At 51.1% G+C, this 20103-nt stretch carries 20 protein-coding genes and 2 pseudogenes; 19 read left to right on the plus strand and 3 right to left on the minus strand.

Translation table 11 applies throughout. The features are described from left to right. Positions 1-180 precede the first annotated feature (180 nt). From V5P19_RS03970 to V5P19_RS04035, 14 genes and pseudogenes are all read left to right on the plus strand, one after another. Positions 181-684: a hypothetical protein gene (locus V5P19_RS03970; RefSeq protein WP_334400330.1), complete on the plus strand. Its 504-nt coding sequence runs from the start codon at positions 181-183 to the stop codon at positions 682-684. Between the two features lie 65 nt (positions 685-749). After that, entirely contained in the window at positions 750-2678 is a 1929-nt protein-coding gene (locus V5P19_RS03975) for a type VI secretion system tip protein TssI/VgrG (protein ID WP_334400333.1), read from the plus strand. Between the two features lie 14 nt (positions 2679-2692). After that, positions 2693-3001, plus strand: coding sequence for a hypothetical protein (locus V5P19_RS03980; RefSeq protein WP_334400334.1), 309 nt, complete (start codon positions 2693-2695; stop codon positions 2999-3001). Next, entirely contained in the window at positions 2994-3341 is a 348-nt protein-coding gene (locus V5P19_RS03985) for an immunity protein Tsi6 family protein (RefSeq protein WP_334400335.1), read from the plus strand. Before V5P19_RS03980 ends, V5P19_RS03985 begins: the two co-directional genes overlap by 8 nt. A 98-nt stretch (positions 3342-3439) precedes the next feature. After that, on the plus strand, positions 3440-3838 hold the full coding sequence (locus tag V5P19_RS03990; RefSeq protein ID WP_334400337.1) for an immunity protein Tsi6 family protein: 399 nt from the start codon (positions 3440-3442) through the stop codon (positions 3836-3838). Between the two features lie 38 nt (positions 3839-3876). Further along, positions 3877-4977, plus strand: coding sequence for an ADP-ribosylarginine hydrolase Tri1 (gene tri1 / locus V5P19_RS03995; protein ID WP_334400339.1), 1101 nt, complete (start codon positions 3877-3879; stop codon positions 4975-4977). Between the two features lie 97 nt (positions 4978-5074). Further along, positions 5075-6997: a type VI secretion system tip protein TssI/VgrG gene (locus tag V5P19_RS04000; RefSeq protein ID WP_334400341.1), complete on the plus strand. Its 1923-nt coding sequence runs from the start codon at positions 5075-5077 to the stop codon at positions 6995-6997. 75 nt (positions 6998-7072) lie between these two features. Next, positions 7073-7513: a DcrB-related protein gene (locus V5P19_RS04005; RefSeq protein WP_334400343.1), complete on the plus strand. Its 441-nt coding sequence runs from the start codon at positions 7073-7075 to the stop codon at positions 7511-7513. Positions 7514-7516: 3 nt separating this feature from the next. Beyond that, positions 7517-12019, plus strand: a complete 4503-nt coding sequence (locus V5P19_RS04010) for an RHS repeat-associated core domain-containing protein (RefSeq protein WP_334400344.1) — start codon at positions 7517-7519, stop codon at positions 12017-12019. An 11-nt stretch (positions 12020-12030) separates the two neighbouring features. Then, a complete protein-coding gene (locus V5P19_RS04015; RefSeq protein WP_134350594.1) occupies positions 12031-12255 on the plus strand; it encodes a hypothetical protein in 225 nt (74 codons plus the stop codon). A 121-nt stretch (positions 12256-12376) separates the two neighbouring features. Then, on the plus strand, positions 12377-12604 hold the full coding sequence (locus tag V5P19_RS04020; RefSeq protein ID WP_089601380.1) for a hypothetical protein: 228 nt from the start codon (positions 12377-12379) through the stop codon (positions 12602-12604). 8 nt (positions 12605-12612) lie between these two features. After that, positions 12613-12993, plus strand: coding sequence for a hypothetical protein (locus V5P19_RS04025; RefSeq protein WP_334400352.1), 381 nt, complete (start codon positions 12613-12615; stop codon positions 12991-12993). A gap of 73 nt (positions 12994-13066) precedes the next feature. Next, positions 13067-13432 carry a hypothetical protein gene (locus tag V5P19_RS04030; RefSeq protein ID WP_334400354.1) on the plus strand — a complete coding sequence of 122 codons (366 nt, stop codon included), beginning with the start codon at positions 13067-13069 and terminating at the stop codon, positions 13430-13432. 100 nt (positions 13433-13532) lie between these two features. After that, a pseudogene (locus tag V5P19_RS04035) lies at positions 13533-13815 on the plus strand (YciI family protein). Between the two features lie 54 nt (positions 13816-13869). On the opposite strand, the gene V5P19_RS24710 reads toward V5P19_RS04035, so the two are convergent. Then, the gene (locus V5P19_RS24710; protein WP_077879450.1) at positions 13870-13938 is read right to left on the minus strand and encodes a DUF933 domain-containing protein; all 69 of its coding nucleotides are present in this window, start codon (positions 13936-13938) and stop codon (positions 13870-13872) included. 32 nt (positions 13939-13970) lie between these two features. Here V5P19_RS24710 and V5P19_RS04040 point away from each other — a divergent pair. The 5 genes and pseudogenes from V5P19_RS04040 to V5P19_RS04060 form a co-directional block, all read left to right on the plus strand. Next, a pseudogene (locus tag V5P19_RS04040) lies at positions 13971-15467 on the plus strand (RHS repeat domain-containing protein); the annotation flags it as partial. A 2-nt stretch (positions 15468-15469) separates the two neighbouring features. Further along, positions 15470-15961 (plus strand): hypothetical protein, encoded by a 492-nt coding sequence (locus V5P19_RS04045; RefSeq protein WP_334400356.1) that lies wholly within the window; start codon positions 15470-15472, stop codon positions 15959-15961. Between the two features lie 1047 nt (positions 15962-17008). Then, positions 17009-17359, plus strand: coding sequence for a hypothetical protein (locus tag V5P19_RS04050; RefSeq protein ID WP_334400358.1), 351 nt, complete (start codon positions 17009-17011; stop codon positions 17357-17359). A gap of 16 nt (positions 17360-17375) precedes the next feature. Beyond that, positions 17376-17741 (plus strand): hypothetical protein, encoded by a 366-nt coding sequence (locus tag V5P19_RS04055; protein WP_334400360.1) that lies wholly within the window; start codon positions 17376-17378, stop codon positions 17739-17741. A 99-nt stretch (positions 17742-17840) separates the two neighbouring features. Next, positions 17841-18134: a YciI family protein gene (locus V5P19_RS04060; protein ID WP_334400362.1), complete on the plus strand. Its 294-nt coding sequence runs from the start codon at positions 17841-17843 to the stop codon at positions 18132-18134. A gap of 54 nt (positions 18135-18188) precedes the next feature. Here V5P19_RS04060 and ychF read toward each other — a convergent pair whose 3' ends face one another. After that, positions 18189-19283, minus strand: a complete 1095-nt coding sequence (ychF, locus tag V5P19_RS04065) for a redox-regulated ATPase YchF (protein WP_334400364.1) — start codon at positions 19281-19283, stop codon at positions 18189-18191. Positions 19284-19409: 126 nt separating this feature from the next. After that, positions 19410-19994 carry an aminoacyl-tRNA hydrolase gene (gene pth, locus V5P19_RS04070; RefSeq protein WP_006810922.1) on the minus strand — a complete coding sequence of 195 codons (585 nt, stop codon included), beginning with the start codon at positions 19992-19994 and terminating at the stop codon, positions 19410-19412. Positions 19995-20103 lie beyond the last annotated feature (109 nt).

Consider the following 20103-nt stretch of genomic DNA (forward strand, 5'->3'; position numbering starts at 1 on the left):
GTTTCTTCCCACTATTAGTGGCGGTTTTTGGGAACGCGAATGTTTGGGTTAATTTTATTCATACTCTCAGGAACTTTAAAAATATATTTACTGAATAATTATAAGTAAGCGAAAAAAAACCGTTTAAAATACATTTAATATATTATTAAAAATAAAATCAGTTAATGAGCATGGTGGTAAATGACCGCCAGAACCGTTCCAATGAGGCACTCAGTGAAAGCAAACGCAAAAGATAATATTTTCTATTTTTGGGGCGTAATGGATGTCATCGGAGTTGTTTTTTATTCGGTTGGGCCATTTCGTTTGCTTGAGTCATGGTGGGATTCTAGCGGTGGTAATCTTGGCGTCATTATCTTTATGATGATAGCTGGTGGAGTAAATGGTTTATTGACGGGTGTCTTTTACGTCGTTTATATCCTGTGGCCTGTTTCATTATTATTTTCTGCCGGGTTTTATTTTACCCATCATCGCTATGCCGTGCGGTTTGCCCTTGTACAGGAGGTACTGCGCGTCCTCACTATGAGTTGCTCAGTGACTCTGTTCCCTTTGATCGTTGTAGGTCTGGGAATGAGCGTTATACCGCTCAACCTTGCATTGTTTGTGTTTTCTGAAGTACTCAAGGTTGCATCATTAATATTTATCCTTAAACAACCTGCCAAGAATAACAGGGTTGAAACTGAATAATCTTTCACCTGACAGTGTTATTACTGCAATAGTTTACTTCGCATAAGCCATATGGATTAACGATTATGCTCAACCGAATTACCGTTCAGCTCCCGGTCGAGGGGCTGCTCTTCTGGAAACTCTCCGGCCGCGAGGCGATGTCCGAGTCGTTCGCCCTGACGCTGACCCTGCTCGGCACGGACGCGCGCATTGACCGCAGCAAATTGCTCGGGCAGCCGGTCACGGTGACCATCCCGACGCAGAACCTGCTCACTTCCCGCTATATTAACGGCAAAGTCACGCGCGTGGCGGTGAGCGCCGTTGAGCTGACGGGCACCCGCTACGCGGTGTACCAGCTGACGGTGGAGCCGGACCTGTGGCCGATGAAGCGCGACCGTAACCTGCGTATCTTCCAGGGGCAGACGGTGCCGCAGATTGTGAAAACCCTGCTGGGCGAGCATCAGGTCAACGTGGAGGACAAACTCACCGGCAGCTACCGGGTGTGGGACTACTGCGTGCAGTATCAGGAGTCGAGCCTGGACTTCATCAGCCGCCTGATGGAGCTGGAGGGGATTGCGTATCACTTCAGCCACGAGGCCGACAAACACACCCTGGTGCTCACCGACGCCGCCACCCAGCACCAGCCGTTCAGCGGCTACGAGGTGATTCCGTATCACCAGACGCCGTCCGGCGGCAGCACGGACGAAGAGGGCATCAGTCAGTGGGCGCTGGAGGACAGCGTGACGCCGGGGATTTACAGCCTCGACGACTATGACTTCCGCAAGCCGAACGCGTGGCTGTTCCAGGCGCAGCAGAACCCGGCGTCGCCGAAGCCGGGCAGCATTGACGTCTACGACTGGCCGGGACGCTTTGTGGAGACCGGGCATGCGGAGTTCTACGCCCGCATTCGCCAGGAGCGCTGGCAGGTGGAGCACCAGCAGATTCAGGCCACCGCCACGGCGGCAGGCATTGCGCCGGGCCACATCTTCACCCTGACCAACGCACCGTTCTTCAGCGATAACGGCGAGTATCTGGTGACGGCGGCGGGGTATCACTTCGAGGAGAACCGCTACGCCAGCGGCGAAGGTGAAACCATTCACCGCACCGATTTCACGGTTATCCCGGCGTCGGTGTCGTACCGCCCGGCGCAGAGCACGGCGTGGCCGCGCACCTACGGCCCGCAGACGGCGAAAGTCGTGGGGCCGCAGGGGGAGAGCATCTGGACGGACAAATACGGTCGCGTGAAGGTGAAGTTCCACTGGGACCGTCTGGCGAAGGGGGACGACACCAGCTCCTGCTGGGTGCGCGTGTCGAGCGCGTGGGCGGGCCAGGGCTACGGCGGGGTGCAAATTCCGCGCGTGGGCGATGAGGTGGTGGTGGACTTTATCAACGGCGACCCGGACCGTCCGATTATTACCGGGCGCGTGTATAACGACGCGAGCATGCCGCCGTGGGCGCTTCCGGCAGCGGCGACGCAGATGGGTTTTATGAGCCGGACGAAAGACGGCTCGGTCGACAACGCCAACGCCCTGCGCTTTGAAGACAAGGCGGGCGCGGAGCAGGTGTGGCTCCAGGCCGAACGCAACCTGGATATCAACGTCAAAAATGATGAATCCCATTCGACTGAAAAGAATCGAACCCAATATGTAGGAGAAGATGAAACCTTACGGGTTGTCAAAAATCAGAAAGCAGGCGTTAAAGGGGACGTCGTTTGCCTGACGGGTAACAGTCGCAGTGACAAAGTGGTTAACGATTATATTCTTTCGGCGGGTAATACGCTGAGGCTGGAGTGCGGGGAAAGCGCCATTGAATTATCGAAAGATGGCAGCGTTAATATCATTGGCAATAACTTCAACTTTACCGCTAAGCAGAGTGCGCAAATAAACACGCTTGGCGGTGAACTGCATCTGAATCCTGCCGGTGGAAGCAATGCGAACAATCCTCCTGGGGCATCCCACCAAACGGCAATCCAGCAGGAAGTGGATGGCTTTTTTGTTTTCAACGCTAACAAATAAGAGTAATTCGTCTGGTGCGTGAACTGGAAATTACAGTGCCAGACTTTCGTCTCGAATCCTCTCAGATGACTTCTGTTGATGGTCATCCGGCTGTAGAGCTTTTTTATCAGTTTAAAAATGATAATGCGGTCATTTTTCAGAAACAGACGCTGATTTTACTCGGTGACCATCCTGCAGGGCAAAAAATGTTGTGTTATATCGGTACATGTACTTCTTTGTCCGCACTTGATACTTGGTCAGTTAAAGATGCATCCTACCAGACAAAGGGGGCAATACTGATGCTTTCAAGCGAAAGGGATATATTTAAGGTGGCAGATGAATAAAGAGAATTACACCGCGCTGGATTATATCAATGATGCTTTTGATGCAATCAATCATCGATTAGAACAAAATCCTACGTTTTCTATATATATTATGGCAAAGAACCAGTTGGATTATATAAAATCCATTCTAACTGGTGCTGAAAAGGATAAAGGTAAATTACACACATTGAATCTTGGAGTGCTTGCGTCCAAAGAGTTTGATACTACCGATGCCGAACTTGCTCAGCATTTGTCCAGTGCTCATTATATATCTTCACAGATGGGGCAAGGATTGAAGGCTATTCTTCCCCTTGAGCAAGATGTAGAGTACCTGAAAAGGCAAAAAAGATATCGCAAGTGATGAGCAATTTTTGATTAAAGATTTAAATGTAATTATTCTGGTTAAAATTACCAAGGGGAGGTGGGGACATAACTAGCTATCATGTGTGATATTTTAAGGTGATTCGATTCAATGCAATGAATGAAATAACAATCTTTGGTTATGTTGAAAAAGTATTGGCTTTAGCACAAAAGAGATATGCTGAGGTCAGAAATCGTAATCTCCATTCTCCTGTTTTACAAATGTACGACTCTATTGGAAAACAATCAATCTTTCTACGGGATTTAATCGAAGGCAAGGAAAAGGATGAATCTAAATTATGGAAAATGACCTTCGGTATGTATGCAGTGAAGGAGTTGGACAATTCTGATGAGTTGTTTTTTGAAAGGTTGTCGAATGCCTGGTTTATAGTGGGGCAAATCCGATGCGGGCTAAAGGTCAGGCTGCCACATGAGGTTGATGCCAACTACGTAATAAAACAACAAAATCTCAAGATGAAATATCCTGACGAATTTTAGGATTTTACGTTAAATACATTTTTTATTATGGGTGAAAGGTGATTGATTTACATGCTAACATTGACGTCTTGTTAAAATATGTAGAAAAATATAGTAATTACTTACCCATTAGCAGTCCTTCAGTCCAGCGGAGGATGCAGTATACATATAATAATAAGCTATTAAAGTCATCTTTGAATAGCGATGCACAAAATCAATGGGATTTAACACCATCATGTAATATCTCACTAGCGGAATCCCGGGATCGTGCGGTAGGTGCACTTATTGGTCTTGCTGTGGGAGATGCTGTAGGAACCACGCTCGAATTTTTACCTCGTGACAGAGCACACGTCAAAGATATGACTGGAGGTGGACCGTTTCGACTGCGAGCAGGTAAATGGACGGATGATACATCCATGGCATTATGCCTTGCGGAAACACTTCTTGAGAAAGGCGATGCTGATACAATATGCTTTAGGAATAAACTTCTGGCATGGTATCAGCATGGTCATAACAGTTCAAATGGCGTCTGTTTTGATATAGGGAATACAACTCGATTTGCTTTGGAGCAATATTTGGCTATTGGTCCTGGTTGGAACGGCAATACTGCCCCAGAAACTGCAGGTAATGCTTCTATTATCAGACAAGCACCTGTCTCTATTTTTTTCAGGAAGTCATTAAGCAAAGCGTTTTATGAAGCCAAAAAACAAAGCATTGCAACACACGGTGCTGTGGAAGCAATAAATAGCACGCAGTATTTAGGTTGTTTACTTGTACATATCATTAATGGCAGTAATAAAGACTTTGTTTTTTCCCCACACGTCATGCCGCTTCAGCCGCGTGCCATGATCGTCAACGCCGGTGAATATAAGCAAAAAACACGCGACCAGATACGTTCAAGTGGTTATGTTATCGACACACTTGAGGCTGCAATGTGGGCGGTATGGAATACAGATAATTTCCGTGATGCAATTTTACTGGCAGCCAATCTGGCGGATGATGCCGATAGCGTTGCGGCGACGGCAGGTCAACTGGCCGGTGCGTTATATGGCTATTCAGGTATTCCGCAGGAGTGGAAAGATAAACTGTTCCAACACGAACGTCTCGTCAGCATGGCAGGGGAGCTATTTCACAGTGCACCTGAGGATAACTTTCTTTAACGTTTCTGACGCATAAGCGCATATCCAAAACCACTTAGTCAAAATTAGCTTTACGTTCAAACACGTTTTCAGCATAAACCATTACGGAATACAGATTATGCTCAACCGAATTACCGTTCAGCTCCCGGTCGAGGGGCTGCTTTTCTGGAAACTCTCCGGCCGCGAGGCGATGTCTGAGTCGTTCGCCCTGACGCTGACCCTGCTCGGCACGGATGCGCGCATTGACCGCAGCAAATTGCTCGGTCAGCCGGTCACGGTGACCATCCCGACGCAGAACCTGCTGACCTCCCGCTATATCAACGGCAAAGTCACGCGCGTGGCGGTGAGCGCCGTTGAGCTGACGGGCACCCGCTACGCGGTCTACCAGCTGACGGTGGAGCCGGACCTGTGGCCGATGAAGCGCGACCGTAACCTGCGTATCTTCCAGGGGCAGACGGTGCCGCAGATTGTGAAAACCCTGCTGGGCGAGCATCAGGTCAACGTGGAGGACAAACTCACCGGCAGCTACCGGGTGTGGGACTACTGCGTGCAGTATCAGGAGTCGAGCCTGGACTTCATCAGCCGCCTGATGGAGCTGGAGGGGATTGCGTATCACTTCAGCCACGAGGCCGACAAACACACCCTGGTGCTCACCGACGCCGCCACCCAGCACCAGCCGTTCAGCGGCTACGAGGTGATTCCGTATCACCAGACGCCGTCCGGCGGCAGCACGGACGAAGAGGGCATCAGTCAGTGGGCGCTGGAGGACAGCGTGACGCCGGGGATTTACAGCCTCGACGACTATGACTTCCGCAAGCCGAACGCGTGGCTGTTCCAGGCGCAGCAGAACCCGGCGTCGCCGAAGCCGGGCAGCATTGACGTCTACGACTGGCCGGGACGCTTTGTGGAGACCGGGCATGCGGAGTTCTACGCCCGAATCCGTCAGGAGCGCTGGCAGGTTGAGCATCAGCAGATTCAGGCCACCGCCACGGCGGCAGGCATTGCGCCGGGCCACATCTTCACCCTGACTAACGCGCCGTTCTTCAGCGATAACGGCGAGTATCTGGTGACGGCGGCGGGGTATCACTTCGAGGAGAACCGCTACGCGAGCGGCGAAGGTGAAACCATTCACCGCACCGATTTCACGGTTATCCCGGCGTCGGTGTCGTACCGCCCGGCGCAGAGCACGGCGTGGCCGCGCACCTACGGCCCGCAGACGGCGAAAGTCGTGGGGCCGCAGGGGGAGAGCATCTGGACGGACAAATACGGTCGCGTGAAGGTGAAGTTCCACTGGGACCGTCTGGCGAAGGGGGACGACACCAGCTCCTGCTGGGTGCGCGTGTCGAGCGCGTGGGCGGGCCAGGGCTACGGCGGGGTGCAAATTCCGCGCGTGGGCGATGAGGTGGTGGTGGACTTTATCAACGGCGACCCGGACCGTCCGATTATTACCGGGCGCGTGTATAACGACGCGAGCATGCCGCCGTGGGCGCTTCCGGCAGCGGCGACGCAGATGGGTTTTATGAGCCGGACGAAAGACGGCTCGGTCGACAACGCCAACGCCCTGCGCTTTGAAGACAAGGCGGGCGCGGAGCAGGTGTGGATCCAGGCCGAGCGGAATATGGACACCAGCGTTAAGAATGATGAAACGCACAGCGTCGGCGGCGAGCGCAGCCATTACGTGAAGAAAAACGAGCTGCATCGCGTGGAGGCGAATCAGATCCAGGCGGTGAAAGGCGGAACCGAGATCCTGACGGGGAAAGGCAAGCTGGATGCGGCGGTGGAGCAGTATGTCATTGCTTCCGGGACGAAGCTGCGGCTGGTCTCAGGTGAAAGCGCCATTGAGCTTAACGCGAACGGCAAAATTAGCCTGATCGGCAAAGAGTTTAACTTCTTTGTTGAAGGGGATGGCCATATCACGACGGGCGGTAAGCTGCACCTAAATACCTCTGGTACCAAGCCGGGCACCACGGCACCGGGCGCGGGGCATAAAGGAGACATTGATGCGGCGGTGCAGGCGAAATTCACGCCGCCGAAAGAATAACCGCTTACTGTCTGCCGCCATGTTGTCCATAACGGCCCTTAATATTCTTCAGCAATCTTAGACGCGGATTCATCAATGAAATACACCCTCCAGGAAGGTTCGTTTTCCCTTTTTCCTGCGGCCTGGCAGGATAACAGCATGAACATTATTCGCGATGACGAAAGCGGGCTGTCCGTCGTGGTCAGCCGCGGTGTTATCCCGGATGGCAGCGATTATGAGAAAGAGTTCCACCGCCAGTGGGACGTGATGCGCCCGCAGATGGGCGAGGTCGCCCAGAGCGAATTCCAGCGAGTGAAAGCCGGGCCTGACGGCAAAATTACCGGTCTGGAAGTTGAAACCAACTTTGACCATAACGGTCAGCGCCTTTGGCAAAAACAGCTGGCCGTGCAGACGCCGGGCAAACCGGTGTTGATGATTTTTACCCTCTCGGCACTCAGAGCATTCACTGAAGAGGACGAGGTGCGCTGGAGCGCGCTTAAGCAGAGTCTGACGCTGAACGACAACCGGAATGTGTAAGGCATGAGCGACAACAACGCGGCCCGTAAGGGCGACGAGATTATTCACTCCAGCATTTTTGCGGACATCACCAGCATTGTGGCGGAAGGCGCCGCTTATGCGGTGATCGGTGCGGCGGTGGGGGCAGCAGCTACCGTAGCGGCGCCATTGCTGGGGGCAGGGGCGGCAGCCGCAGGCGTGGCGGCGATTGGCTCCAGCTGTCTGTTAAGCGGCATCATTGGCGGCGTGCTGGCAAACGTGGCGGGGATCACAGACGATATCAGCAACGCCGCTGAGGGGTTAGGCAACGCGATTTTCCCGCCGTCGCCTGCGGGTAAAATCACCACCGGTTCGAATAACGTTCTGACCAATGCGATCCCCGCCGCGCGTGCGGCCGGAACGCTGACGCCAGCAGATACCCCTTCACCTGAGCCGCAGTCGCCGGGCAGCTTTGCCGATTACGCGGGCATGCTGCTTTCCGCTGCCGGACAGTTTGGTAGCGAAATGTGGCAGCCGAGTGTGGCGTCTGCCGCTGCGGGGACCTCACCGCTGGAAGAAGACAAGGTGGCGTGTGAAAAGCACTCCGGACCGCAGTATCTGGCGGAAGGCTCGAAAAGCGTCTTCATCAACGGCCAGCCTGCGGTGCGTGCGAAAGATCGCACCACCTGCGAAGGGACCGTTTCCGATGACGTCTCCCCGAACGTGATCATCGGCGGCGACACGCTCACGGTTCGCGATATCAAAAGCGGCAAAACGCCGGGTCTGGCGCTGGGGATGATTGCGCTCTCCCTCCTGCGCGGTCGTCCGGGCAAGATCCTGAAAAACATGCCCTGCGCACTGGCGGCAGCCGGCGGCGGAATGCTGGCCGATATGGCCGTCAATGCCGTGTTTGGCTCCTCGCACCCGGTTCACGCCGCCACCGGCGTGAAGCTGCTGAATGACGATGATGAACTCGATTTCTCGCTGCCGGGCCGCTTCCCGCTTCGCTGGCAGCGCAGCTACAACAGCCTGACCACCCGCGAAGGGCTTTTTGGCCTGGGCTGGGCGACCGCCTTTGACAGCTATCTGACGCTTGAAGAGAACAGCGCGACCTGGTTCGACGAAACCGGACGCGAGCTGAGCTTTGAACTGCCCCCTGTCGAGCGGGCGTTTTACAGCATCAGCGAAGGCATTATTATCCGCCGCAATGAGAGCGGCGACGTGGCGATTGCCGACGATGACGGCGCGGTGTGGCGTCTGTACAAACCGACACGCGCGAACCCCTTAATCCTGCGTCTGGCCTCCCTCAGTGATGAATACGGCAACGCGCTGCTGACGGAGTGGGACGAGCACGGCAGGCTGGTTGGTCTTCACGATGAGCCGCGGACGATAGACGTCACCCTCCGCTATGAGGACGAACGTTTCCCGCAGCGCGTGACTGCTGCCAGCCATTTCGACGGCAACCGTACCTGGCCGCTGATGCAGTGGGGCTACGATGCGCGTGGCCAGCTGGCGAGCGCGACGGATGCCTCCGGCGTCGTCACCCGCGAATACCGCTATAACGACCACGGCCTGATGGTCTGGCACCGCCTGCCGGGCGGGCTGGAGAGCGAGTACCGCTGGAAAAAATTTGACCACTGGCGCGTGGTGGAAAACCGCACCAGCACCGGCGACGGCTGCCGCTTTACCTATGATTTAGCCGCCGGGCTAACGACCGTCGAACACTATGATGGTCAGAAGCGTCAACACTACTGGAATGCGCAGAGCCTGATCGTCCGCTTTGTAGACGAGCGCGGTGAAAACTGGCGTTACGAGTGGGATGACAACGAGCTCCTGACTCGCCGCATCGATCCGCTCGGGAACGCCGTCACCTTCGTTTATGACGAGATGGGTAACCGGGTGCAGGAGATCGACGCCGACGGCAATGCCCGCACCACCACCTGGCTTGAGCACCGCGCGCTGCCGTCTGCGATTATCGAAGCCGACGGCAGCGCTACCCGGTTCTGGTACGACGAACATCACGGCCTGAAGCGCGTGGTGGACCCGATGGGGCAGACCACGCTGCTGCGCCGGGACGAGTTTGGTCAGGTCGTTGAGGAGATAGATGCCGCCGGCAACAGCCGCTACCAGGAGTACAACGAGGCGGGACAGCTGGTGCGAGCGACGGACTGCGCTGGCCGCACGACCCGGTATCACTATCATCCGCTGGGCTGGCTGGTGGCCGAGACTGGGGCCGACGGTGAAGAGACGCGCTATCGCTACGACGCTGCAGGGCGCCCGGTGCAGCTCGATCGCCCGGAAGGCTGGACGGAGTCGCTCAAATGGAACGAACGCGGCCTGCCGGTGAAGCATGCTGGCGCTGATGGTAAAGAAAGTGAGTTTAGATACGATGAGGCCGGGCGCTTAACCGCCACGCGAAATTCTCAGGGTGAAGAGGTCCGTCGCCGCTGGGACAGCCGGGGGCGTCTGATTGCCCTTGAAAACGAAAACGGCGAAGCGTATCAGTTCCGCTGGGGAGCCGATTCGCTGCTGCTGGAAGAGGTAGGGCTCGATGGCGTGGCCTCGCAGTATCGCTACGACGCCTGCGGGCGCACGATAGCGCGTACCTTTGCCGCCGGTCATCCCGAAGCCATTACCCACGCCTTTGCCTGGAGCGCGAGCGGCCAGCTGGTCGCCCGCACCACGCCGGAAGGACAGACCCGCTACCACTACACGCCGTCCGGGCTGTTAAGCCGGATTGGGCTGCATCCTGCGCTTTCAGCAGACGCCTGGAGCACCGAGGCAGAGCAGGAGCTTGCCTTTGAATATGATGCGCTCGGTCGCGTCACGCGCGAAGCGGGCGAGCACGGCGAGCTGGCGTGGCAGTACGACGCCCTGGGCAACCGCACCTCCGTTACGCTTCCGGATGGCCGCGAGCTAAAACAGTTCTACTACGGCAGCGGGCATCTGCTCAGCATTGCTCTCGATAAGCTGTCGGTCTCCGACTTTACCCGCGACGAACTCCACCGGGAGACCAGCCGCACGCAGGGGCTGCTGACCACCCGGAGCGAATACGACCGTCTCGGCCGCCTGCATCGCCGGGATGTCTTCACCGGTAACGCCCAGCGCCCGTCGCCGCGTCGCTGGTCCCGCCGCTGGGATTACGATTACCGCAATAACCTGGTGCGGGAAGAGCGGGACGATAACCCGTTCAGCTGGTACCGCTGGCAGTACGACAGCGCCGGACGCCTGCTCGTTCAGGATGGCACGCTGCCCGGACAGGAGCAGTGGCGCTGGGATGCGGCCGGTAACCCGCTCGACGGATCTGCTGAGAAGATTACGCACAACCGCCTGAGGCAGCTGAACGGCATTCTCTGGCGTTATGACATCCACGGCCGCACCGTGGAGAAGGATAATGGCCAGACGCGCTGGCACTACCGGTACGACGGTGAGCACCGCCTGACGGAGGTGATTAGCCAGCCACGGGATCGCAACAGGCCGCAGACGCAGGTCAGCTTCCGCTACGATCCGCTCGGACGACGCATCAGCAAAACGCGCCGCCAGATGCTGGGCGGTCAGCCAGCCGGCAAACCGGTCACTACCCGGTTTGTCTGGGAAGGGTTCCGCCTGCTGCAGGAGCTGCACGGAGACGTGCCGCTTACCTACGTCTACAGTGACCAGGACAGCTACGACCCGCTGGCGCGTATTGACGGCGTTGATGCCCCGGAGATTTTCTGGTTCCACTGCCAGCCGAACGGCACGCCGGAGCGGATGACGGATATCGAAGGGCAGGTGCGCTGGGAAGGGGTTAACAGCGCCTGGGGCAAGCTGCTGCGGGAAAGCGAAACGCAGCTATCAGGATATTCCCAGAACCTGCGCATGCAGGGGCAATACCTGGACCGTGAGACAGGGCTGCACTACAATCTGTTCCGGTATTACGACCCGGACTGCGGACGGTTTACGCAGCAGGACCCGATAGGGCTGGCGGGGGGGATAAACCTTTACCAGTATGCGCCGAATGCGCTGGGGTGGGTGGATCCGTGGGGGTTGTCGTGCAGAAATAGCTGGAATGATTTCCAGAATAAAACAAAAGGAGTTTTCTCAAGTAGGGCATGGGCAGCAAAGGCGTATAATTCATTAAAAGGTACGACGAAGCCCAATCGGCCAAACCCAACAACCTATTTAAAACCTTCCTATGTTAAGCAACATCTTGCATTATTTAACGATGGTATTTCTAAAATTGCTTGGGGAGTAAATAGAGCTGAGATTGGTCCTCCATCTGGTCATTTTGTGATGCCAAAATCAGTTGCTGATAATATTATTACGAAAGCTGGCGGGGATGTCGGGAAGTTAGAGAAAATGTTGGGATTAGACCCTGGAGATCTTGGCGATTCACCGGTTAGAATAGATATCCTTAAACCTCAAGGGCTTAGGATGCCTTCAGGCAACGAGGGGGGAGCTAATGATTTTTGGGTTCCTGGTGGTAAGACGTCAGGAGGTATCCCTGAGGCCGTAATAGATCAAACACCTGTCGGTGATGCGTTGATTACACCAATTATAAATAAATAGAGGTATGAAAAATGGATGAACTTATTTTTACAGGTTTTGGTATTGACATAATTAAAAGAAGTGGTGAATATTTTATCCGATATGATACCGGAACTATTGCTATGATTGAAAAGGAATCAAAAATTACATTAGAAGAGGCATTGAAAGCACAAAAAAGTGAAAGCGATGCTTATGAAGTTATTATTGCCACTCAGACTAGAGAGGGAAAAAACAAACCGTTCTTTTCGAAAGAATAATAAATTCTTACAGCGGGTGGGTAATTAATTTTGGTTTTCATAGCAAAAATAATCGGATGCAGTATAATTGACGGCACTAGAATGATAATTTACTTCGTTGATGTTCCGCTGGATAAATAATATGTCTTTTTTAGAAAGAAAAGATGCTGAAAAACTTCTCCATAGATTTTTAACGAGTACTTTAAAAAAACAGTCCGATATTAATGAGTTAATGGCTTGGGCAATCAATCATGAATCTGGTATTCCTATGAAAGGAATAATATATGAATATGATAAAATGGAGAAAAATAAACCAACCGCACAAGATTTAGATGATCTTAACACACTGATGCATTTTTATGGTCCATGATTAGGAATATGAAGCCTATGCTACTAAAAAGTTATAATTACAGACCGGGTAAAATCATCTATGACGGAAAGGATGATGATTTTTATGATTATTCAGATAAGATCTTTATCCCTCAATTAAATAGCGATATTATTTTCCAAAATAAAGACGCCAAACCTCTTTGGAATCTCCAGAACGATTTGATAAGTGAAGTTTTATATAATATTTCGGAGATTAAAGTTATAACATATCAAGATGATCTTAAACCTTCTTATAAAAATAATGATCTGGATGTTTATGTCTTTCGTCATTTATTACCAGATGACACTTTGCATATTGTGTTGGCGGAGGGAGAAAGTCAGCCTGCCAGATATAAAATTATATTGTTAGGATATATAGTAACAACATAATGTTTATGCTATATACTAAATTTTCTACATAAGCGTTGAATCATCCTTATGAAAATATTTATTAAGAGCGAAGATGATCGCTGACTTCAGGTTTATTAAAGAAAATAGCGTGCTCGAATGGATTTTCTGTACAAAAAGTGTACGCTTAAATATATCTTGCTTAGACCTCTCAATGGTCGACTTAACACGCCAGTTAGTCTTTGCGTTAAGCGAGCCAAAGCCACTACCAACCGTTTTGACCATCTTCAATGCGCAGGGCGAAAAACTATTTTGGTCTGCACCTCCTGAAGGCGCATTTTTCTATTACTTAACTTTCAACCTGTCAAAGGAAGTGGTTGTGGTCTGTAGCTATGCGGAAAAGCAAAACGGCTGGCATGATTGGTTTTATTCCTGGGATATGAAGCGCAACGCGTTGTCTCGATCGGGCCCTGCGTATTAAGATCACATGCGCCCAAAAAATAATAACAATAACCGGTGGCAAAAGGGGCTGCATAAGCAGTGCCAACAAGCGGTTTAAAAACAGAGCTAAGAGGCAAAGGATGAGCACGGTTTACATTGTATATAAAACCCCTTGAAGAGGTTGACGCAGCGATACCTGCTCATGTTAAGTGGCTAAAAAAGGGGTATGCAGAGGGGATATTTCTGGCTTCCGGGAGACGGATCCCAAGAACCGGTGGAATCATTCTCGCTAAATCTGAGAGTCTTGCCTCACTTGAAGAGCGCTTACGCGAGGATCCTTTTCAGGCGTTAAAGCTTGCGACTGCCGAAATCATTCCCTTTGAACCCAGTATGAAGACAGATCTCTTAGACAATGTGTTTTGACGCCGCAATAAAAAAATCCACGCCAGGGCGTGGATTTTTTTCATTCAAGACGAATCAGACGTTAAACAGGAAGTTCATTACGTCGCCATCTTTAACGATATAATCTTTCCCTTCCGCACGCATCTTGCCTGCTAATTTCGCGCCTCGCTCGCCATGCCCTCGATAAGCTGTCGGTCTCCGACTTTACCCGCGACGAACTCCACCGGGAGACCAGCCGCACGCAAGGGCTGCTGACCACCCGGAGCGAATACGACCGTCTCGGCCGCCTGCATCGCCGGGATGTCTTCACCGGTAACGCCCAGCGCCCGTCGCCGCGTCGCTGGTCCCGCCGCTGGGATTACGATTACCGCAATAACCTGGTGCGGGAAGAGCGGGACGATAACCCGTTCAGCTGGTACCGCTGGCAGTACGACAGCGCCGGACGCCTGCTCGTTCAGGATGGCACGCTGCCCGGACAGGAGCAGTGGCGCTGGGATGCGGCCGGTAACCCGCTCGACGGATCTGCTGAGAAGATTACGCACAACCGCCTGAGGCAGCTGAACGGCATTCTCTGGCGTTATGACATCCACGGCCGCACCGTGGAGAAGGATAATGGCCAGACGCGCTGGCACTACCGGTACGACGGTGAGCACCGCCTGACGGAGGTGATTAGCCAGCCACGGGATCGCAACAGGCCGCAGACGCAGGTCAGCTTCCGCTACGATCCGCTCGGACGACGCATCAGCAAAACGCGCCGCCAGATGCTGGGCGGTCAGCCAATCGGCAAGCCGGTCACCACCCGGTTTGTCTGGGAAGGGTTCCGCCTGCTGCAGGAGCTGCACGGGGACGTGCCGCTGACCTACGTCTACAGTGACCAGGACAGCTACGACCCGCTGGCACGTATTGACGGCGTTGATGCCCCGGAAATCTTCTGGTTCCACTGCCAGCCCAACGGCACGCCGGAGCGGATGACGGATATCGAAGGGCAGGTGCGCTGGGAAGGGGTTAACAGCGCCTGGGGCAAGTTGCTGCGGGAAAGCGAAACGCAGCTATCAGGATATTCCCAGAACCTGCGCATGCAGGGGCAATACCTGGACCGTGAGACAGGGCTGCACTACAATCTGTTCCGGTATTACGACCCGGACTGCGGACGGTTTACGCAGCAGGACCCGATAGGGCTGGCGGGGGGGATAAACCTTTACCAGTATGCGCCGAATGCGCTGGGGTGGGTGGATCCGTGGGGGTTGAAACCAAGATGTGCACCGACGAAAGCAAATGACCATAATCAGGCTGCCTTCGGCAGGCAGTGGCAAGGTCATGGGGAGTACAAAGGACGCGACTTATGGTCTAACGCAATGTTAAAAGAAGGTGATGTCATCTACGGTGGTGCTCCTGGACAATCTGGTTTTTATTTTGATAAGGCAACTCTCGATGCCGCTGGCGGTAGTAGACAAAAACTATGGGAGAGTTTGCAGGTACAGCCACAAAGAATATTTGGATTCCGTAGCAAAATTCAGGCGTACCGTGTAAAACGTGATGCAGTTGCTGGAACGGGACAAGCATTATCACAAGACCCTGTTGTTTTTGGTCAGGGAGGAGGAACACAATTTTCCCTTTCAAATTATAAAACTGTACTTGAGCCTATTGGCAAGCCTTTTGATATTGGATTATGACTATGAATCTTGATATAGATACAGGCGCTTTTTTCTTCAATAAAATGCTGGCGCTGGCACCACTTACAACCAAAAAAGAAATAATGAATAATGATAATTTAAATTGGGAGGCTTGGCCAGATAAGGGATGTGATACAGTCTCTTATAGAACTATTTTTAACATTAAAGGAAACACGCATGGTGATATTTATTTGATAGTTAACTTTATTCAACCTAATGATGAAAATGCTATTATGGGTAGTTGGAGTTTCGCACCTTATAAATTAATCGATGGAGAACAAAAAAAACCAGAGGGGAAAGTTACAAAAAGATTAAGGGATTGGTTCAAAGAAAAAACGAATATTGACCTTCCAATTCATGGTGCATGGGGTCATATTAATTCGGCATATGACCATTGGAATTGTTCAGGTGCAATTTATTGTAATTATCGTTCTGGTTTCAGAGATGAAAAATCCTGGAGGGATTATTGCAAATGGAATAATATAAAATCATGAATTGAGTGCGTATTGGTGTAAAAATGCTAGCAATTATAATGATGGGGCGTTGAAAAATTACATGGGGATAAATAGAATTGAAATTGACCCTGTGGGAGGCCATTTTGTTATGCCAAATACCGCTGCCGATAAAAAATTAATTAAACATTTGTGGTATTCCAAAGGCTTATAATGCCAGATTTAAATTCAATTATTTTTTGGATAACTCCCTAAGATGTTATATTAATAATCGCTCAGGGTTGCGAGTGCCAACCGGAAATTAACTCAGTGAAAAGCTTGTCTGATTGGCTGAAAGAATCTCTAAACCTGGACACACCTGATACCACGGAAACAGACATAATTAGGTGGAGCTTTGAGTGGGAGCGGGTTTCAGTCTCATATGAGACAAAGTCATTTAATCATGGGATATATATAGTTTGGAATATAACGTAGTCACTTCCAGGCAAGGTGGTTGAGATATGTTAGAAATGAAACTTGATGTTCATACTGGCTTTGTAGCAATTAACAACTACCCCTCGAGTTAAAAGATGTTGATACTTTTAAACATTCCGCATTTTACAAATTCTTCTCGCCACTGACTTCGATAGGTCCTTTTTATTTCGCTATCGATAATATTGAATGGAAAGATCAAGTTTTCATTTTGGAACTGAGGCCTTCAGTATTTTCTTTTTCTCCCTCAATATTCCTTACTAGTAAGGATGGAAGTTTTTATAAAACTCTAGATGATTGGGATAAAAGGGCTAGTCTGAGTAATTTATCGGATGAACGGCAGCGTTTGACAGCATGGGTTGAGAATGAAATAACCTCAAAGCCTAAGCTTAAAATTACCAATCCCCCATATGGATTTCAATGGGAGCATGAATGGGGAAGTATTGTTGTACAGTCTAATGAAAAAAGCTTCGATTGTGGTATTTATATCGAATGGAATGTTTGACATAAATAATGTTATTAATTAATAAAATCCCTCATTTTCTTCTCGCCTTACTTTTTCTATTAATAACTTAAAGCTCAATAAAAATGAAATTAACTAATCGACTGAAAAAGAAGATGTTAGTCCTGGATGGCATTGATAATGACTTTATAGATTCTGGCGCAGAAATAGCATGCCCTGAATGCGAGGGTGTAATAGTCTATTCCATCGTAAACTCATATGAGTTTGACTCACTCACTGAAGAGGTAAAATACTTTCTAACTAAGAAAATGAGAGGTGTGAAGCTTGTTAGCGATCATAATGAATTTAGCTATGATGAAAGCCAATTACATGTTTCGAAAAAAGCATGTTCAAATTGTTTAAAAGAATTTTCTACTGTATTAACGTATAAAGAAGTGCAGCCAGCCCGATGCCGGGTATATCTTGTGGGGCTTTTTGAAGGTGATTTGAAACAGTTCAAACTTTAAAAATTGACGTTTACCAATGATTGAAAATCTCAATTGTATTAAAGAAAATAACGTGCTCGAATGGATATGTGGTGAAAGTAAGTTTCTGGTAAATACGCCATTTTTAGACTATGCAATGGTTGATCCTACACGCCAGTTAGTCTTTGCGTTAAGCGAGCCAAAGCCACTACCAACCGTTTTGACCATCTTCAATGCGCAGGGCGAAAAACTATTTTGGTCTGCACCTCCTGAAGGCGCATTTTTCTATTACTTAACTTTCAACCTGTCAAAGGAAGTGGTTGTGGTCTGTAGCTATGCGGAAAAGCAAAACGGCTGGCATGATTGGTTTTATTCCTGGGAGATGAAGCGTAACGCTTTGTCTCGATTGGGCCCTGCGTATTAACATCAAAAGTGCCAAAAAACGATAATAATAACCGGTGGCAAAAGAGGGCTGCATAAGCAGTTCCAACAAGCAGTTTAAAACAGAGCTGAGAGGCAAAGGATGAGCACGGTTTACATTGTCATTTTAACCTATATCAAACCCCTTGAAGAGGTTGACGCAGCGATACCTGCTCATGTTGAGTGGCTAAAAAAGGGGTATGCAGAGGGGAAATTTCTGGCTTCCGGAAGACGGATCCCAAGAAACGGTGGAGTCATTCTCGCTAAATGCGAGAGTCTTGCTTCTCTTGAAGAGCGCTTACGCGAGGATCCTTTTCAGGCGTTAAAGCTTGCGACCGCCGAAATCATTCCCTTTGAACCCAGTATGAAGACAGATCTCTTAGACAATGTGTTTTGACGCCGCAATAAAAAAATCCACGCCAGGGCGTGGATTTTTTTCATTCAAGACGAATCAGACGTTAAACAGGAAGTTCATTACGTCGCCGTCTTTAACGATGTAATCTTTCCCTTCCGCGCGCATCTTGCCTGCTTCTTTCGCGCCTTGCTCACCCTTGTAGGTGATGAAGTCTTCAAACGCGATGGTCTGCGCGCGGATAAAGCCTTTCTCGAAGTCGGTGTGGATTTTACCCGCCGCCTGAGGTGCAGTTGCACCGACAGGGATGGTCCATGCACGCACTTCTTTAACGCCAGCGGTGAAGTAGGTCTGCAGGTTCAGCAGCTCGTAGCCTGCACGAATAACGCGGTTCAGGCCCGGCTCTTCAATACCCAACTCGGCCATGAACTCTTCACGGTCGGCGTCGTCCAGCTCGGCGATATCAGATTCAACTGCAGCGCACACGGCAACAACCACGGAACCTTCAGCCGCAGCGATTTCACGCACTTTGTCCAGGTATGGGTTGTTCTCGAAGCCGTCTTCGTTAACGTTGGCGATATACATGGTTGGTTTGAGGGTCAGGAAGCTCAGATATTTGATGGCAGCCTTATCTTCATCGGTCAGGTTTTTCAGCGCGCGCAGCATGCCCGCGTTTTCCAGCTGTGGCAGACATTTTTCAAGCGCAGCTTGCTCAGCTTTTGCGTCCTTATCGCCACCTTTGGCACGCTTCTGTACGCGGTGCAGAGCACGCTCGCACGTGTCCAGGTCGGACAGCGCCAGCTCGGTGTTGATAACCTCGATGTCGTCAGCCGGATCCACTTTGTTGTTTACGTGGATGATGTTGTCGTTTTCGAAGCAACGCACAACGTGACCGATTGCTTCGGTTTCACGGATGTTGGTCAGGAACTGGTTGCCCAGACCTTCACCTTTAGACGCGCCTTTTACCAGGCCCGCGATGTCCACGAACTCCATGGTGGTTGGCAGAATACGCTGCGGCTTCACGATTTCCGCGAGCTGGTCCAGACGCGGGTCAGGCATAGGCACTACGCCAGTGTTGGGTTCGATGGTACAGAACGGGAAGTTCGCCGCTTCGATACCTGCTTTGGTAAGCGCGTTAAACAGGGTGGATTTGCCTACGTTTGGCAGACCGACGATACCGCATTTGAATCCCATTTCTAAATCACCTTAATCTTTTGATAATCAATCCGTTAACGATAACCGACTGAAGAAAAGTAAATAACTACGCCTATTATACACGTAACCCACATGTCGCGCGGTAAAAAAGCCGTATAGGGCAGATTATTGCGCTTTGAAAGCATGTAAGCGATTTGTCGCTTTGGTCAGGCCGTCCTGCAGCCATATTTCGGTGCAGCGCGCCGCTTCGTCGACCGCTTCATCAATTAATTTCTGCTCAGAAACCGGGGGTTTACCGAGCACGAAACCAACAACTTTGTTTTTATCGCCCGGATGGCCTATTCCCACGCGCAAACGGTGGAAATTAGGGTTATTACCCAATTTGCTGATGATATCTTTCAGGCCATTGTGACCGCCATGCCCGCCGCCCAGCTTAAACTTTGCTACGCCGGGAGGCAGGTCGAGCTCATCGTGGGCAACCAGGATTTCATCAGGATTGATGCGGTAAAACGTCGCCATTGCGGCCACGGCTTTGCCGCTCAGGTTCATGAAGGTCGTTGGCACCAGCAAGCGCACATCCGCTCCAGCAAGGTTGATACGTGAGGTATACCCATAGAATTTCGGTTCTTCACGCAGGGGAGCACGTAACCGCTCTGCCAGCAGATCAACATACCAGGCACCCGCATTATGGCGGGTGGCCGCATACTCTGCGCCTGGGTTGGCAAGGCCGACAATCAGTTTAATCGTCACGATTCAATTCCTAATGGATTCCAGATCTGGCGCGTAGTTTACTGTCTGGCGCGCCGCTTGACAAAATTCTGCGGCATCAATACTGAAATGCGAATAATTACTTATTTGA

The organism is Enterobacter sp. UNJFSC 003 (genome assembly GCF_036903355.1).
GTDB lineage: Bacteria > Pseudomonadota > Gammaproteobacteria > Enterobacterales > Enterobacteriaceae > Enterobacter.